General features: G+C 60.5%; 16 protein-coding genes. 9 read left to right on the top strand and 7 right to left on the bottom strand.

Annotation, left to right across the window (positions count from 1 at the left end; genetic code table 11):
* Positions 1-31 precede the first annotated feature (31 nt).
* The gene (locus tag TM1040_RS07440; protein ID WP_011537973.1) at positions 32-1156 is read left to right on the top strand and encodes a beta-ketoacyl-ACP synthase III; all 1125 of its coding nucleotides are present in this window, start codon (positions 32-34) and stop codon (positions 1154-1156) included.
* 113 nt (positions 1157-1269) lie between these two features.
* Here TM1040_RS07440 and TM1040_RS07435 read toward each other — a convergent pair whose 3' ends face one another.
* Positions 1270-1731, bottom strand: a complete 462-nt coding sequence (locus TM1040_RS07435) for a hypothetical protein (protein ID WP_011537972.1) — start codon at positions 1729-1731, stop codon at positions 1270-1272.
* 538 nt (positions 1732-2269) lie between these two features.
* On the opposite strand from TM1040_RS07435, the gene TM1040_RS07430 reads away from it, so the two are divergent.
* Entirely contained in the window at positions 2270-2872 is a 603-nt protein-coding gene (locus TM1040_RS07430) for a thymidine kinase (protein WP_011537971.1), read from the top strand.
* Between the two features lie 107 nt (positions 2873-2979).
* Here TM1040_RS07430 and TM1040_RS07425 read toward each other — a convergent pair whose 3' ends face one another.
* From TM1040_RS07425 to TM1040_RS07405, 5 genes are all read right to left on the bottom strand, one after another.
* Positions 2980-3948 (bottom strand): 2-hydroxyacid dehydrogenase, encoded by a 969-nt coding sequence (locus TM1040_RS07425; RefSeq protein ID WP_011537970.1) that lies wholly within the window; start codon positions 3946-3948, stop codon positions 2980-2982.
* Positions 3948-4298 carry a tRNA-binding protein gene (locus tag TM1040_RS07420; protein ID WP_011537969.1) on the bottom strand — a complete coding sequence of 117 codons (351 nt, stop codon included), beginning with the start codon at positions 4296-4298 and terminating at the stop codon, positions 3948-3950. Before TM1040_RS07420 ends, TM1040_RS07425 begins: the two co-directional genes overlap by 1 nt.
* Positions 4291-5106 (bottom strand): pyrroline-5-carboxylate reductase, encoded by an 816-nt coding sequence (proC, locus tag TM1040_RS07415; protein WP_011537968.1) that lies wholly within the window; start codon positions 5104-5106, stop codon positions 4291-4293. Before proC ends, TM1040_RS07420 begins: the two co-directional genes overlap by 8 nt.
* 60 nt (positions 5107-5166) lie before the next feature.
* On the bottom strand, positions 5167-5667 hold the full coding sequence (locus tag TM1040_RS07410; protein WP_011537967.1) for a YbjN domain-containing protein: 501 nt from the start codon (positions 5665-5667) through the stop codon (positions 5167-5169).
* A 566-nt stretch (positions 5668-6233) separates the two neighbouring features.
* Entirely contained in the window at positions 6234-6479 is a 246-nt protein-coding gene (locus TM1040_RS07405) for an accessory factor UbiK family protein (protein ID WP_044027024.1), read from the bottom strand.
* A 114-nt stretch (positions 6480-6593) separates the two neighbouring features.
* Between TM1040_RS07405 and lgt the strand changes: the two genes are divergently transcribed.
* The 5 genes from lgt (at position 6594) to TM1040_RS07385 (ending at position 10787) form a co-directional block, all read left to right on the top strand.
* Positions 6594-7502, top strand: a complete 909-nt coding sequence (gene lgt / locus TM1040_RS07400) for a prolipoprotein diacylglyceryl transferase (protein WP_011537965.1) — start codon at positions 6594-6596, stop codon at positions 7500-7502.
* Positions 7499-8572, top strand: coding sequence for a class I SAM-dependent methyltransferase (locus tag TM1040_RS07395; RefSeq protein ID WP_011537964.1), 1074 nt, complete (start codon positions 7499-7501; stop codon positions 8570-8572). Before lgt ends, TM1040_RS07395 begins: the two co-directional genes overlap by 4 nt.
* Positions 8569-9336, top strand: coding sequence for a peptidoglycan editing factor PgeF (pgeF, locus tag TM1040_RS07390; protein ID WP_011537963.1), 768 nt, complete (start codon positions 8569-8571; stop codon positions 9334-9336). The genes TM1040_RS07395 and pgeF overlap by 4 nt, the downstream gene beginning before the upstream one ends.
* Before the next feature lie 280 nt (positions 9337-9616).
* Positions 9617-9772 (top strand): hypothetical protein, encoded by a 156-nt coding sequence (locus TM1040_RS20230; RefSeq protein ID WP_166485529.1) that lies wholly within the window; start codon positions 9617-9619, stop codon positions 9770-9772.
* Positions 9773-10019: 247 nt separating this feature from the next.
* The gene (locus TM1040_RS07385; protein ID WP_011537961.1) at positions 10020-10787 is read left to right on the top strand and encodes a Hint domain-containing protein; all 768 of its coding nucleotides are present in this window, start codon (positions 10020-10022) and stop codon (positions 10785-10787) included.
* Positions 10788-10817: 30 nt separating this feature from the next.
* On the opposite strand, the gene TM1040_RS07380 is transcribed toward TM1040_RS07385, so the two are convergent.
* A complete protein-coding gene (locus TM1040_RS07380) occupies positions 10818-11318 on the bottom strand; it encodes an Lrp/AsnC family transcriptional regulator (protein ID WP_011537960.1) in 501 nt (166 codons plus the stop codon).
* A gap of 244 nt (positions 11319-11562) precedes the next feature.
* On the opposite strand from TM1040_RS07380, the gene trxB reads away from it, so the two are divergent.
* The gene (gene trxB, locus TM1040_RS07375) at positions 11563-12504 is read left to right on the top strand and encodes a thioredoxin-disulfide reductase (protein ID WP_011537959.1); all 942 of its coding nucleotides are present in this window, start codon (positions 11563-11565) and stop codon (positions 12502-12504) included.
* Between the two features lie 254 nt (positions 12505-12758).
* A complete protein-coding gene (locus TM1040_RS07370) occupies positions 12759-14450 on the top strand; it encodes an adenylate/guanylate cyclase domain-containing protein (RefSeq protein ID WP_044027023.1) in 1692 nt (563 codons plus the stop codon).
* Positions 14451-14533: the final 83 nt, after the last annotated feature.

Genomic DNA, 14533 nt, shown 5'->3' with positions numbered 1-14533 from the left:
TAGGGATGGGCCTGCGACCCGGGACGTTACAATGTACACAGCAGCAATTACCGGCACCGGGGTGTACACCCCGTCCGAACGCATCACCAATGCAGAACTGGTCAAGGCCTTTAACGCCTATGTCGACCTGCAGAATGAGAAACACGCCGACGAGATCGCCTCGGGCGCGCGCGAGCCGCTGCAATACTCATCCGAGGAGTTCATCCTCAAGGCCTCAGGCATTGAGAGCCGTTTTGTCATGGACAAATCCGGCGTCCTCGACCCGGAGGTGATGCACCCGCTCCTGCGCCAGCGCAGCGATGACGAACCCGGGATCATGGCCGAAATGGCGGTTGATGCCGCCAGACAGGCTCTCGCGCAGGCAGGAAAATCGGCTGAGGATGTGGATCTGGTAATCTGTGCCGCCTCCAATATGGAGCGCGCCTATCCTGCGGTGGCCATCGAGATCCAGCAGCTTCTCGGCATCCGGGGCTTTGCCTTTGACATGAACGTTGCCTGTTCCTCGGCCACCTTTGGCATTCAGACCGCCGCCGACATGATCCGCTCGGGTTCCATTCGTGCAGCTCTTGTGGTCAATCCCGAAATCTGTTCCGGCCACCTAGAGTGGCGCGACCGCGATTGCCACTTCATTTTTGGGGATGTTGCGACCGCCACCTTGATCGAGCGCAGCGAAGACGCCACAAGCGCCCATTTCGAGATCCTCTCCACCCGTTGCGCCACAGAGTTCTCCAACAACATCCGCAACAACAACGGCTACCTGCGCCGCTCGCGCCCCGATGGCGTTGCGGACCGTCGTGACATGCAGTTCATGCAAAACGGTCGCAAGGTGTTCAAGGAAGTGCTGCCAATGGTCAGCCAGCACATCACCGATCATATGACCGCTGAAGGTGTCGGCGCTGCCGACCTTAAACGGCTCTGGCTGCATCAGGCCAACAAGACGATGAATGATTTCATCGGTAAAAAGGTTCTGGGTCGCACGCCAGAGGCCGGAGAACAGCCCAATATCCTGCAAGACTATGCCAACACCTCTTCGGCCGGCTCGATCATTGCGTTTTCAAAATTCTCGGACGATCTCGAGGCGGGCGACACGGGCCTGATCTGCTCTTTTGGGGCGGGCTACTCGGTGGGCTCAGTGCTCGTGCGGCGCCACGGCTGAGGCGATCCATCCTCCGGGCCCTTCTGGCCAAACCAAAACGCGCGCCCGAATGGGGCGCGCGGCTCAAGATCCTCGATACACATGGCCCCTGCAAAAAGGCAAAGACGACAGCCTCAGCCGCTCTCTTCTTCGAGATGCAGCTTCATGTCGAGGAGCACCTGCTGCAACAACACCGTCTCTTTCAGCAGTCGCTTGGCCTCGTTGACTGTGATGATGCCATCGGCAATCGCGTCCTGATACTCACTCATGAGCTGGGCAAAACGGCGGCTCAAGGCGATCACATCTGTGTTCACGCCCCCTGGGCGCGACACCGAAGCCTCGGTGCCGGAGGAATAGGACAAGGTAATGTTCTTCAGATCGGCCAGCGCAGAGGTCACATGCGGAAAGGACGCCGCCCCCTCGAGCTTTGCAACCGCATCGACCGGGATAAACCGGTCCGCATGTTCCGCATTCTCGGAGTAATAGCGCCCCAATGTGGCCTTTGATTTCCCGGTGATCTGGCAGGCGGCCTCGATCCCAACATCCTTCACAAGTGCTTCGGTGTGCTTTTTCAGATACGTCCCGATATCCGCCATAATGCTCTTTTACCCAAGTGGATGCCCCCTGCAGCCTGCGCCTCGGGGAACCTCACGATTAAATTCCCATTAAGTTTACTTACCCGAAGTGCAATACCTTTGCCAGACCCGGTGTGACCCTTGGTTTCAAAGAGTGAAACAGTAAGAGTATTGGTCACGCAGGGCCTGTGGAGCCGGTCCCAGTGAGTGAGTATCCGGTTCTATTCTGGGCAATTGGTCTGCCCGATTGATGTCCCCCAAAGGGCAGAACCGTTCAAAGACGAACGCTAGGCGTTCTGGACGGCACTCTGTGCGGCGGGGGACATCCCAACACTGGCCCAGCACTGGCTCAGGAGCTGGCATTGGCTCAACACTGGTGCGCCCGATATTCCAGAGCCACTCGGCATAGCCCGCCCCGTTGCATCATGTCCTGCAAGGCAGCCCAAGTGCCCCCCAAGGCATGCCCCTTGGCCTGCCCCACCCAAGGTCTGGCTGACCCAACTTCGCCCACCGCGCTTTCGTCTTTTCTAGAGCCAGCAAACGGGATAGACCGCAGCGCATGGCCAAGCTCTATTTCAACTACTCGACCATGAACGCCGGCAAGTCCACGGTCCTGCTGCAAGCGTCTCATAACTATCGCGAGAACAACATGCAGACCTACCTGCTGACCGCGCGCATCGACGACCGCGCCGGAACGGGTCGGATTGCCTCACGCATTGGCATCAGCGCAGAGGCAGATATGTTTGCGCCCGAAGATGACCTCTTTGGCAAAATCGAAACCCGCCTCAAGGATGGGCCTGTGGCGGCGATCTTTGTGGATGAGGCGCAGTTTCTGACGCACGAGCAGGTCTGGCAGCTGGCCCGCGTCGTCGATGATCTGGGTGTGCCGGTGCTGGCCTTCGGGCTTCGTGTGGATTTTCAGGGCAATCTGTTTCCCGGCTCTGCAAGCCTGCTGGCCCTTGCCGACGAGATGCGCGAAGTGCGCACCATCTGCCATTGCGGCAAAAAAGCAACCATGGTGGTGCGTCAGGACGCGACAGGCCAGGTCCTGACCGAAGGGGACCAGGTACAGATTGGCGGCAACGAATCTTATATCTCCTTGTGCCGCCGCCACTGGCGCGCCGCGATGGGGGATCTCCCCACCGCTAAAACACTGGGATAGAGCATCTTCTTCTAACCGCAAATATCCCGGGGTGAATGGGCCCCTTGTGGGCCCAGAGGGGCAGTGCCCCTGCCTTCACGAGATCTCCCTCGCGCCTGGTTCATCCATCACACAGGGTTTGGCAAAGGCGCCCCGGTCAGAAATGCCACGCAGTTGTCCAGCGCCATATGCCCCATGGCGCTGCGAACCTCTTCGGTGGCCGTGCCCAAATGCGGCAGCAGCGTCACCTGCTCCATAGCTCTGAGCTCCGCTGGCACCTTTGGCTCAAACTCATAGACATCAAGCCCTGCGCCCGCGATCTGACCCGCTTGCAAAGCGGTAATCAAAGCGGCCTCATCGACCACCTCGCCGCGCGCGATATTGACCAGATGCGCATGAGACGGCAGCGCTGCCAGCACGTCCGCATTGATCAGATGCCGGGTTTCCGCACCTCCGGGCACCGCCACAACAAGCATATCGACCGACGCGGCGAGCTCGATCAGGTTCGAGGCCCGCGTGGCAGGATAGCCAGTTTCTTTGTCGCTGCGCGCGAGATAGGAAATCTCCATGCCAAAGCCGAAATGTGCGCGTCGCGCGATGGCATCGCCAATCCGTCCGAGCCCAACCACACCAAGCCGCTTGCCCGACAGATGCAGCCCGAGCATCTGTGTCGGGTGCCAGCCCTGCCACTGCCCCGAGCGCACCAGCCGCTCGCCCTCGCCAGCCCGTCGCGCGGTCATCAGCATCAGCGTCAATGCAATGTCGGCCGTGGCATCCGTAACGGCACCGGGGGTATTGGTGACCTCCACCCCGGCCGCCCGCGCCGCTTCAGCATCAATATGGTTGAAGCCAACCCCAAAATTAGCGAGCAGACGGCACCGAGGCTGTGGCACCGCTGCAAAGACATCCGCCGAATAGGCATCTCCGAGCGTGGGCATCACAAGATCAAACGCCCCGAGGCTCTGTCTCATTTCCTCTGGGCTCAGAGGCGTGGTCTCTTGACGGATCTCCACGTCGAGTTCTGCGCGCGCGCGCGCCTCAACCGCTGCGGTCATGGGGCGCGTGATCAACAGGCGCCGACGTTCTGAAGCCGCCATCAGTGCATCCGCCCCCCGCGCGGGACCTGCGCGGACACATCGCCATCAGGGCCAATCAGAACAATCTCACCATTCTCATCCGGCAGGCCGAGTACAAGCACTTCTGACATGAATTTGCCGATCTGGCGGGGCGGAAAGTTCACCACCGCCATCACCTGCTTGCCGATCAAGGATTCTGGCGCGTAATGCGCCGTCACCTGCGCAGAGGACTTGCGCTCCCCGATCTCATCGCCAAAATCGATCCACATCTTGATCGCAGGGCGGCGTGCTTCAGGATAGGGCTCGGCCCGCACCACAGTCCCCACGCGCACGTCGACCTTCAGGAAGTCATCAAAGGAAATGTCAGCCACGGGACAGTTCCTCCGAACGCTTGGCCGCTGCCGCAACCGCGCGCTGCAGGAGCGGCGGGAAGCCTGTCTCCTCATCCATCAGGACCTCAAGCGCGGCCTGCGTTGTCCCATTCGGGCTGGTCACATTGACCCGAAGCGCGCTGGGATCCTCTTCTGCCGCCTCAGCCAGAGCCCCGGCTCCGGCAACCGTGGCCTTGGCCAGTTGCATCGCCAGCGGCTCGGGCAGACCCTGCGCCACACCCGCAGCGGCCAGCGTCTCAATGAGGTGGAAGACATAGGCAGGGCCGGATCCGCTCACCCCGGTGACTGCATCCATCTGACCTTCGTCGTCCAGCCGCACCGTCTGGCCCACAGCCTGCAACAGGGCGTCGGCCTGCGCCATCTTGGCCTCATCCACATGGGCGTTCCCGATGAGGGCCGTAATGCCCCGCCCCACGGCTGCGGGTGTGTTGGGCATGGCGCGTACAATCGGGGTGCTCTCACCGAGCATCGTCTCAAACGTCGAAATCGGTGTGCCTGCCGCAACGGAGATAAACAGGGTCCCACCGCCCCCATAGGATTTGGCAGAAGGAAGCGCCGCGCCCATCACCTGCGGCTTGACCGCAACCAGAACGATTGCGGGCTGCTCAGGCACCGTGGCGTTGATATGCACGCCGGTTCCCTTGAGCCAGTCGGAGGGGTTGGGGTCCATTACATAGACAGCTTCACGCGGCAGCCCCCCTTCGAGCCAGCCCTTGAGCATCGCGGATCCCATTTTGCCGCAGCCCAAAAGCACCAACCCTCGCGCTGCGATCTCATTCATATCCATGCTTACCCCCATCTATCGTTTGAACATTGCCGCTTTTTGCGCGGCTGATGGGGACAAGACTTACGCCCGGCCGTAGGCCTCTGCAATGGCGACCTGCATCGCCTCTTTGGCGGGTCGCTCGCCCCAGACCATCAATTGAATGGCCGGATAGTAGCGCTCCGAGTTGCTTACGGCCGCTTGCACGATGGCATCGACCTGCTCCGGCGTGGCCATCTGCCCTCCTGAAAGCACAAGCCCGTAGCGATACAGCATGAGCTTATGCTCGGGCCAATAGCTGAATGCACCAGCCCAGCACTGGTCGTTCATATGATTGATCAACTCATAAAGCTGAGGGATCTTGGCCTCTGGTGGCTCCATCTCGAAACTGCAAACCAGACGCAGGGTTTCATCGTAATCGGACCATGCAAGGGTCAGCGAATAGGTGCGCCACTGCCCTTCGACCGCCATGGCGATCTGATCATCCGCAATGCGGTCAAAATCCCAGTCGTGATGGGAGGCGAGGTTTTCGACAATATCGATGGGGTGAAGGTCGTCCTGTAGCTCGTGCTCGGAAAGTGCCATGATGCCACCTCTCTGGTCTCTAGCTTATAGGCTCGCCAGGCGCCCCTATCGCTAGCTGTCTGATCTAAGGGCAGGGAGTTTTTTCCTTGCCCCTACTAGATATGGTGAGCGCGCAGCCCAGATCTGGCAACCCTTTATTTGGGGACAACTGCAATAAGTTGTGGATGGATGGAAAAAACGTGCAAAATATCGATGTTGCGGTACACTCTCTCAGGAGCGTTACCTGAACCATCGCCCTGGGTGGTTCGGGACCGGAAGCGGCGGGCCTCACCCCCGTGTTCAACCGATGTATCGGCCCACTTGCTTGCCCAAAACGCGTTAACCTTTCGAATCCCTTGCCGCAGAGCACCGCGCTGAGGCGACGCACAGGTCATCGCGGGGATGCGCGCCGGGCGCAGTCAAACCGGCGGCGGGGGCTCGCGCATTTGGCGTGGGGCACCGCTCAAACTGAAAAAGGGATGCCGATGTGCATCCCTTTTCCCATATTCAAAGATCTCGGAACATTCACCGTGGGAAGCACCACCTGTGGCGACCACACAGCGACCGAAGCGCGGCGCGTGTTCTTTTTAGTCGGCCTTAGTTTCGAGCGCGTCCAGACGCGCCTTCAGCGCTTCGTTTTCCTCGCGCGCTTTCTGTGCCATGGCGCGTACGGCGTCGAACTCTTCGCGGGTCACGAAATCGCGATCTGCGAGCCAGCGATCAATCATGCTTTTCATCGCGGTTTCGGCTTCGTCTTTCGCCCCCTGCGCCACGCCCATAGCGTTGGTCATCAGTTGCGAAATGTCGTCCATAATCTTGTTGCGGGTCTGCATGGCCATCTCCCGGTTCATGTCTTACCTCTGCGAGGCTTACCCCCTATATGGGCACTTGAGGCGCAAACGGCAAGCCGTTGACAGGACTTGCCCCAAAGAGGCACAGAAGACCCCATGCTCGCAGAGATGATCCAATTCCCGAACCTGTCGCCGGAGATTTTCTCCGTCACGCTCTTTGGAACCGAGTTCGCGCTGCGCTGGTATGCGCTGGCCTATATCGTTGGCATCCTGATCGCATGGTTTCTGGCTGTGCGGGCGGTGAAACGTCCGGCGCTCTGGGCCAATGAGGCCCCGCCGATGACCCCGCGCCAGGTCGAGGACCTGATGACCTGGATCATTCTTGGCGTGATCTTGGGTGGGCGGATCGGCTATGTGCTCTTTTATCAACCCTCGGTCTATCTGCAAAACCCAGCACAGATCCTGCGGATCTGGGAGGGCGGCATGGCCTTTCACGGCGGCCTACTGGGGGTTGTGCTCGCGTCCTGGTTTTATGCGCGAGCGCACAATATCAACAAGCTGCAGATCGCGGATCTCGTCGCCCATGCGGTCGCACCGGGCCTCTTGCTGGGGCGGCTTGCGAATTTCGTAAATGCAGAGCTCTGGGGGCGCGCAACCGATCTGCCGTGGGGCGTTGCCTTTCCGGGCAGCGCCGCGCAGAAGTGTGGTCAGGCTCTGGGCGAGATCTGCGCCCGCCATCCCAGCCAACTTTATGAGGCCGCAATGGAAGGGCTGATCCTTGGCGCCCTCATCCTGTGGATGGTCTACCGGCGCCAAGCGTTTCAAGCCCCCGGCCGTATCCTGGGCGTGTTCCTTGCGGGCTATGGTATTGCACGTTTCATCGTCGAGTTCTTCCGCCAGCCGGATGCGCAGTTCATCTCCGAGGGCAACCCGCTGGGTCTTGCCTGGCACATCGGCGGTTTCGGTCTCACGCAGGGACAGGCGCTCTCGATCCCGATGATCCTGATTGGGCTGTGGTTCGTCTTGCGCGCCGGAAAAACTGACCTCCATGAGGTGCGCGCATGAGCCTGATGCAAAGCCTGCGTCGCCGGATCGAACTTGACGGTCCCATGACCGTCGCGGACTATATGTCGGAATGTCTGCTCCACCCCGATTACGGCTACTATACTACGGCCCCGGCAATCGGAGCGGAGGGCGATTTCATCACCGCCCCGGAGATCAGCCAGATGTTTGGCGAACTCCTGGGTTTGGTGCTGGTCCAGAGCTGGCTTGATCAGGGCAGGCCACAGCCCTTTACTCTCGCAGAGCTCGGCCCCGGTCGCGGGACATTGATGGCCGATATGCTGCGAGCCACCCGTGCGGTGCCGGGTTTTCACGAGGCAATGGAACTTCTGTTGATCGAAGCCTCGCCACGCTTGCGCGATTTGCAGCGCCAGGCCCTCGCCCCTTATGCGCCACGTTGGGTCCCCTCGGTCGAGGATCTGCCGCAACATCCCCTCTTTCTGGTGGCCAATGAGTTCTTTGACGCGCTGCCGATCCGACAGTTCCAGCGCGAGGGCAACCAATGGCGCGAACGCCGCGTCGGGCTCGCAGAGGATGCAAGCGGCCTCACGCTCGGTCTCGGAGCCCCAGCCCCACAGCCCGCACTGGCACATCGTCTCGAGGACACCAAGGACGGCGACCTTGTGGAGCACTGCGAAGTGGCCGCCGTCGTCACCGAGGCGATTGCCCAGCGCATTGGCGACCATGGTGGCGTGGCCCTTCTGGTAGACTATGGTGACTGGCGCTCGCTCGGCGACACCTTACAGGCGCTGCGCGCCCATGCCCCAACGGATCCGCTTGCAGAACCAGGTCAGGCGGATCTGACGGCGCATGTGGATTTTGAGGCAATCTGCACCGCCGCCAGCGCCACTGGCTGCGCCCACACGCGCCTCACCCCGCAGGGTGTCTTCCTCGAACGGCTTGGCATCACAGATCGCGCCAATGCGTTGGCGTCAGGAGCCGCCGGAGAGCCGCTCGCGCAGATCATCGCGGCACATCGGCGGTTGACGCACCCAGAGGAAATGGGAAACCTGTTCAAAGTGCTGGGTCTGTACCCGGCAAAATTTGCTCCCCCCGCAGGACTGGAAAAATGACACTTGAATCTGTCACATCCGACCTTCTGTCCCCCGTGGTGCATGGGTTCTTCACGCGCAAGGGCGGCGCATCCTCTGGCGTTTTTCAGGGACTGAACTGCGGCGTGGGATCTTCGGACCAGCGCGAAGCAGTGATGCTGAACCGCGCCCGCGTCGCAGAAGCGATGGAGGCTCCGACAGAGGCATTGCTTGGGATGCATCAGGTGCACTCCGCAGATGTCGCCGTGATTGATGCACTGCCCAAGGACCCGAATGCCCCACGCCCCAAGGCGGACGCGCTGGTCACGGCCACACCGGGTCTGGTGCTTTCGGTGCTGACTGCGGATTGTCAGCCGGTCCTTTTCGCCGACCCCGAAGCCGCGGTGATCGGCGCGGCCCATGCCGGCTGGCGCGGCACATTGGATGGGGTACTTGAGGCCACGATCGCGACAATGGTGTCTTTGGGCGCAACGCGCGAAAACATCTCTGCGGTGATCGGCCCCACGATTTCGCAACGCGCCTACGAGGTTGGACCCGAGTTTTTTGAGGCCTTCATGACAGAAGATGAGGGCAACGCCCGTTTCTTTGCGCAGGGCGAAGGCGACCGGTTCCTGTTCGATCTGCCGGGCCTTGGTCTGGCAAAGCTGCGGGCTGCGGGCGTGAAGGACAGTGCCTGGACGCGCCACTGCACCTATGGCGACCCTGCGCGCTTCTTCTCTTATCGACGGGCGACTCATGAGAAGGATGCCGACTACGGGCGCCTGATCTCCTGCATCCGGCTCTGAACCGGCAAGCCCGCCTTAGACCACATTCGATTTGTCCAAATTGATACATTCGGGCGCCACATTTGGAGCTTGGACTGCGTTTCGCGCCGTTAACTCAGCGTAACGAGCGTAGCGTTTCTGCAAAAAATCAAACCACTAGAGACAGCCGCCTCTGCATTTGGCGCTGCAAACAGCGCGTCCTGTCTTTCCATCTATCGGTCATATTCAGACCGCAATGTTGGTGGAAAACGATTTCAGAGAAAGAATTCGGCCACCCTTTGAGGTGGACAGGAGAAGAAGAATGCCCGCGCAATCACGGTTCGTGAAATCCATCATCTCGGCCTCCTCATCGCAAGAGGTCAAAATGCCCTGGACCCGCGGAACGCTGCGCAAAGAGATGATTGCCCGACGCAACGACGCCTCTGACGCAGAGGCTCCGGTCGCCAAATCCGCCTGATGGCTCTTCGCTCTCTTGAGACAAACGATGTCGGTGAAACCGGCATGCCTGTGACATCGACGCACAGGCTTCATAGCCCGGTCTTGCCTGCCTTGGCCGCGTCACTCAACGCGTGTTCGCCCGATGTTCTGCCCGTCAGACACAAGCTGCGCGGATTGAGAGCAAGCGGACGCTCGGGCCACAACAGTATGCGCGCAGACGCCGGTGGGGGCCGGAGGCTGCGCCAAAGGGAAAGAGGACCTGGATTTTGACCATACCTCAGTCATTGGAGCGCGCTGCCGCCAATCTTGCGAAGACCAAGCCGCTGGTGCGGCACCAGAAAGCCCTTCCGGATGGGTCAAAGCCGCAGTTGCGCCGCTATGAGGTGGCCAGTCTCTTGCCCAATGGCAACCCGACCGAGACCCGCCACATTGCGCCGGCCCTGCCCCTGTTTGAACAAGCCTTCACGGCATTCACGCGCGGCTCGCTCATCGAGACCGACTATGGCCCGGTTGCAATCGAAGATCTTTATCCCGGTGACCGGGTACTCACCCGCGATGGCAGCTATCAGACACTGATCTGGAAAGGCATGACGACGATGGTGCCTGGCCATCAGGCTGCAACCGGTGGTCCCTTGTCGATGACCAGTTTCATGGCCGATAGTTTTGGGATGGAAAAGCCGATGTCCTGCGTGGTGACCGGCCCGGCAGCGCGCCTGCTGCGCACGCCCATGCATCTGCGCCATGCGGAGGGCGACAGCCCGCTCTTGACCCCGGTCACGGAATTCATCGATGGCATGAACATCGTCGAGACAACGCCCCCAACGCCGATCGACATGTATCACCTCTGCCTTGCCAAACATGCGGTGATCAAAGTGGGCGGCCTGGAGTTTGAGACCTATCATCCAGGCCCAGAGGCGCTTCGACTGGTGAGCTATCCGATCAAGACGCTGTTCTTGAACATGTTTCCACATGCCGACAAGATTTCGGATTTTGGCCCGCTCGCCTTTGATCGCGCGCGCACCACGCAAGCCTGACTGAGGTCTTGAGCGCGGGTTCCGCCGTGCTCAGGCTTCGCGCGCGAGCCGCTCTTCAAGCACGTCAAAGGGCACGCCTGGCTCATCCTTGGCACCCCGGATAACCAGCGACGTCTTGACGCTCGCCACATTGGGCGTGGTCAGCAGATCGCTGGTCAAAAAGCTCTGGAACGTCGACAGGTCCGGCGCCACGCACTTCAGGATGAAATCCACCTCGCCATTCAGCATGTGGCATTCCCGAACCAAGGGCCAACTGCGGCATTTTTCTTCAAAGGCACTGAGTTCCGCTTCGGCCTGGCTTTCGAGGCCCACCATCGCAAAGACCTGCACCTCAAAGCCCAACTCGCGGTCGTTCACCTCCGCGTGGTAGCCCCGGATCAAACCCGCCTCCTCCAAGGCGCGCACCCGCCGCAGGCAGGGGGGCGCAGAAATTCCGACGCGCTTGGCCAGTTCGACATTCGTCATCCGGCCATCGGCCTGTAGCTCCGACAGAATCTTGCGGTCGATCGGGTCCAGACGTGTGGTGACCATGGGTAGGCTTTCTCCTGAGAATTGCGTTTCTTATAGCAGAGGCCGGCAATCACGCAACATTATTTCACAACCTAGCAACATTCTTGTAGCGATCTTCGGATGCATGCCGCCAGAACAGGCAATCTTGGTCCGTGAGCAAACACATAGACGTGCAAACGAAGGTCTTTAAGCATGCGCGCGTCGCAGTTATATGCAGTCCTCGACGGCGGCAAGACCGCAAGCACAAAACACCTGGGGAAAAACCATGAGCGACACGCGCCACACCAAGGTTCTGATCATCGGCTCCGGCCCGGCCGGCTATACGGCCGCCGTTTACGCAAGCCGTGCGATGCTCGAGCCGATTCTTGTGCAGGGCATCGAGCCGGGTGGCCAGCTGACCACCACCACCGAAGTAGAGAACTGGCCCGGTCACACCGAGATCCAAGGCCCTGATCTCATGGTGAATATGGAAAGCCACGCCCGCGCGATGGGGACCGAGATCATCGGTGACATCATCACCTCGCTTGACACCTCGAGCCGTCCTTTCGTGGCCAAGGGCGACAGCGGCACCACCTACACGGCGGATGCAGTGATCCTCGCCACAGGCGCGCGGGCCAAATGGCTTGGCCTGCCCTCGGAAGAAAAGTTCAAGGGCTTTGGCGTCTCAGCCTGCGCCACCTGCGACGGGTTCTTCTATCGCGGTCAGGAGATCGTGGTGATCGGCGGCGGCAACACCGCAGTCGAAGAAGCCCTGTTCCTGACCAATTTTGCCTCCAAGGTCACATTGATCCATCGCCGCGACGAGCTGCGCGCCGAAAAGATCCTGATCGACCGGCTGATGAAAAACGAGAAGATCGAGCCGCTGTGGTTCCACGAACTCGATGAGGTGGTCGGCACCGATGCGCCCCTGGGCGTTGAAGCCGTGCGAGTCAAACACACCAAGACAGGCGAGATCACAGAGATTCCCGCCAAGGGCGTCTTTGTCGCCATTGGCCACGCGCCTGCCACCGAACTGGTCAAAGACGTGCTGGAAACCCACAACGGCGGCTATGTCAAAGTGAAACCCGGCACCACCGAAACGTCGATCCCCGGAATTTTTGCGGCGGGCGACCTGACAGACCATAAATACCGCCAAGCCGTCACCTCGGCGGGCATGGGCTGCATGGCCGCCCTCGACGCAGAGCGTTTCCTCGCCGAGCAAGAGTGAGGATCAACCTTTCCTTGGAAGGCGCGCGAAGACTGACCGCTTCGCGCGCCTTTTCCATGGTCATTCCCATGGATCGTTTTTCAGCTTGCGAACTAATACGCAGCCAGGCGGACAGCGCGCCCTGCGCAGCACCATTCTAGGGTCGCAACCACCGGTATCATGAGAAGGGCTTGTCGGCGGGCGGCATGTTCCCGCAAGGTGTTACAGAGGCGACATGCGCGCCGCCCCTCCAATGCAAGAAGGACAGCTCGCTCTTGGCCCAAGCACTCTGGCAAGGCAACTGGATCCACCGCAGCCGGCTGGTCTCCGGCCTTGTGCTTTTTACTTTTGCATTCTTTCACTTTCTGAATGTTGCCGCCGGTCTGGTCTCGCCCGCGCTGATGGAGGCGATGCAGGAGGTGCGCGAACCTTTCAGCAAAAGCCCCCCCGGTCAGGTGCTTCTGTACGGGTCGCTTTTGGTGCATGCCGGTCTAGCACTCTGGCAGGTGGCGATGCGGCGCACACTGCGGATGAGCTTTGTGCAGGGATTGCAATTGCTTCTTGGGGTACTGATCCCGCTGCAATTGTTTCAACATATTGCGCACACGAACTACGCCGCCCGCGTGCAAGGCTATGAGGACGAAATGTCCTCGGTCGTGGTGATGCTATGGTCAGGGCCGGAAGCGCTGCACCAGTATCTCCTGCTGCTGGCGGTATGGATACATGGCTGCGTCGGCCTTCACATGTGGCTGCGCCTGACAAGATGGTGGGGGACCCTGACACCCTATATGATCGGGCTTGCGGTCTTGATCCCCGCGCTGGCCCTAGCCGGTTTGGTGACTGAAGGGCGCCGCATGTGGGCGTTCTTTTCAAACCCTGAGGTCGCGCAACAAATCATCGAGGATTACAACTGGCCGGATGCCGCGGGTTTTGCCCATCTGGCGATGGTCTCCGACTATAGCATCTCGATCTTTTTTGGCTGTCTCGTGCTCGCCCTGGGCACCTATGGGGTGAGGCGCCTCATTCGGCGTCGTCGATCGGTGCGCATCACCTACGAGCGTGGTCCCGAGGTGACGGCCGACCGCGGGCTGACCGTGCTGGAAATCTCGCAAATGAATGGCATTGCGCACCCTTCGCTTTGTGGCGGCAAAGGGCGCTGCACGACCTGCCGCGTGGCAATTCTGGCGGGGGGCGACGATCTCCCCCCACCGACAGCGGCTGAGGCCCGCAGTTTGCGCGCCATCAACGCGCCCGAGAACATGCGTCTGGCATGCCAGATCACGCCCACCTCGGCTTTGACGGTCAAGCGTCTCTATATGGCAAAGGGCCGTCATCAGGTTCACGCAACCCAAGGCGAAGAAAAAACCATCGCGGTGCTGTTTCTCGACATTCGTGGTTTTACCGCGCGGTCCGAGGGGCTCTTGCCCTATGATGTTGTGTTCCTGCTCAACCGGTTTTTTGACGCCATTGTCCCGCAAATCACACGCGCTGGCGGGGCCGTCGACAAATATATGGGGGATGGGTTGCTCGCTCTGTTTGAAACCTCGGATGCCACCAGTTCGGCACAGGCCGCGCTGACAGCGGCAGCCGACATTGGTTCCGCGCTGGAGCGGTTCAATCGCCTGCTGGTCGCCGAAGGAGAACAGCCATTGCGCATCGGCATGGGGGTTCACACCGGAACCGTCGTTCTGGGTGAAATCGGTGCAGCCGGGCATGCGCCCCGTACGCTCATTGGTGCCACTGTCAATGCCGCAAGCCGCCTTGAGGCCAAGACCAAGGAGCTCGGCGTCGAAATCCTCATTTCGCGCGCAGTCTTCGACACCGCAACCCTGCCCCAAGCTGAGACACGGTTTCAAACCTTCGAGCTGCGTGGCGTGGATGCCCCGGTTGCGGCCCTGCCCCTTGAGCATGCATCAAGGCTGAGTGACTTGTTGGCAGACACTCCCTCGGAGAACGCCCTTCGGTAACATCGGCGCGAATGAACCATCCAACCCTGAGCGCGCAACGGTGAATTCTGTTCCAAAACCGGGCCCGTTTGCATGACCCGTGA

Source organism: Ruegeria sp. TM1040 (assembly GCF_000014065.1).
Classification (GTDB): domain Bacteria; phylum Pseudomonadota; class Alphaproteobacteria; order Rhodobacterales; family Rhodobacteraceae; genus Epibacterium.
This window is presented reverse-complemented; position numbering and strand designations above follow the sequence as displayed.

What these genes read in the sequence shown, in the direction of transcription:
- TM1040_RS07430 (WP_011537971.1), top strand. Translation starts at nt 2,270, where the DNA reads ATGGCCAAGCTCTATTTCAACTACTCGACCATGAACGCCGGCAAGTCC.
- trxB (WP_011537959.1), top strand. Translation starts at nt 11,563, where the DNA reads ATGAGCGACACGCGCCACACCAAGGTTCTGATCATCGGCTCCGGCCCG.
- pgeF (WP_011537963.1), top strand. Translation starts at nt 8,569, where the DNA reads ATGACACTTGAATCTGTCACATCCGACCTTCTGTCCCCCGTGGTGCAT.
- TM1040_RS07410 (WP_011537967.1), bottom strand. Translation starts at nt 5,667, where the DNA reads ATGGCACTTTCCGAGCACGAGCTACAGGACGACCTTCACCCCATCGAT.
- TM1040_RS07440 (WP_011537973.1), top strand. Translation starts at nt 32, where the DNA reads ATGTACACAGCAGCAATTACCGGCACCGGGGTGTACACCCCGTCCGAA.
- TM1040_RS07405 (WP_044027024.1), bottom strand. Translation starts at nt 6,479, where the DNA reads ATGCAGACCCGCAACAAGATTATGGACGACATTTCGCAACTGATGACC.
- lgt (WP_011537965.1), top strand. Translation starts at nt 6,594, where the DNA reads ATGCTCGCAGAGATGATCCAATTCCCGAACCTGTCGCCGGAGATTTTC.
- TM1040_RS07380 (WP_011537960.1), bottom strand. Translation starts at nt 11,318, where the DNA reads ATGGTCACCACACGTCTGGACCCGATCGACCGCAAGATTCTGTCGGAG.
- TM1040_RS07425 (WP_011537970.1), bottom strand. Translation starts at nt 3,948, where the DNA reads ATGGCGGCTTCAGAACGTCGGCGCCTGTTGATCACGCGCCCCATGACC.
- TM1040_RS20230 (WP_166485529.1), top strand. Translation starts at nt 9,617, where the DNA reads ATGCCCGCGCAATCACGGTTCGTGAAATCCATCATCTCGGCCTCCTCA.
- TM1040_RS07395 (WP_011537964.1), top strand. Translation starts at nt 7,499, where the DNA reads ATGAGCCTGATGCAAAGCCTGCGTCGCCGGATCGAACTTGACGGTCCC.
- TM1040_RS07435 (WP_011537972.1), bottom strand. Translation starts at nt 1,731, where the DNA reads ATGGCGGATATCGGGACGTATCTGAAAAAGCACACCGAAGCACTTGTG.
- proC (WP_011537968.1), bottom strand. Translation starts at nt 5,106, where the DNA reads ATGGATATGAATGAGATCGCAGCGCGAGGGTTGGTGCTTTTGGGCTGC.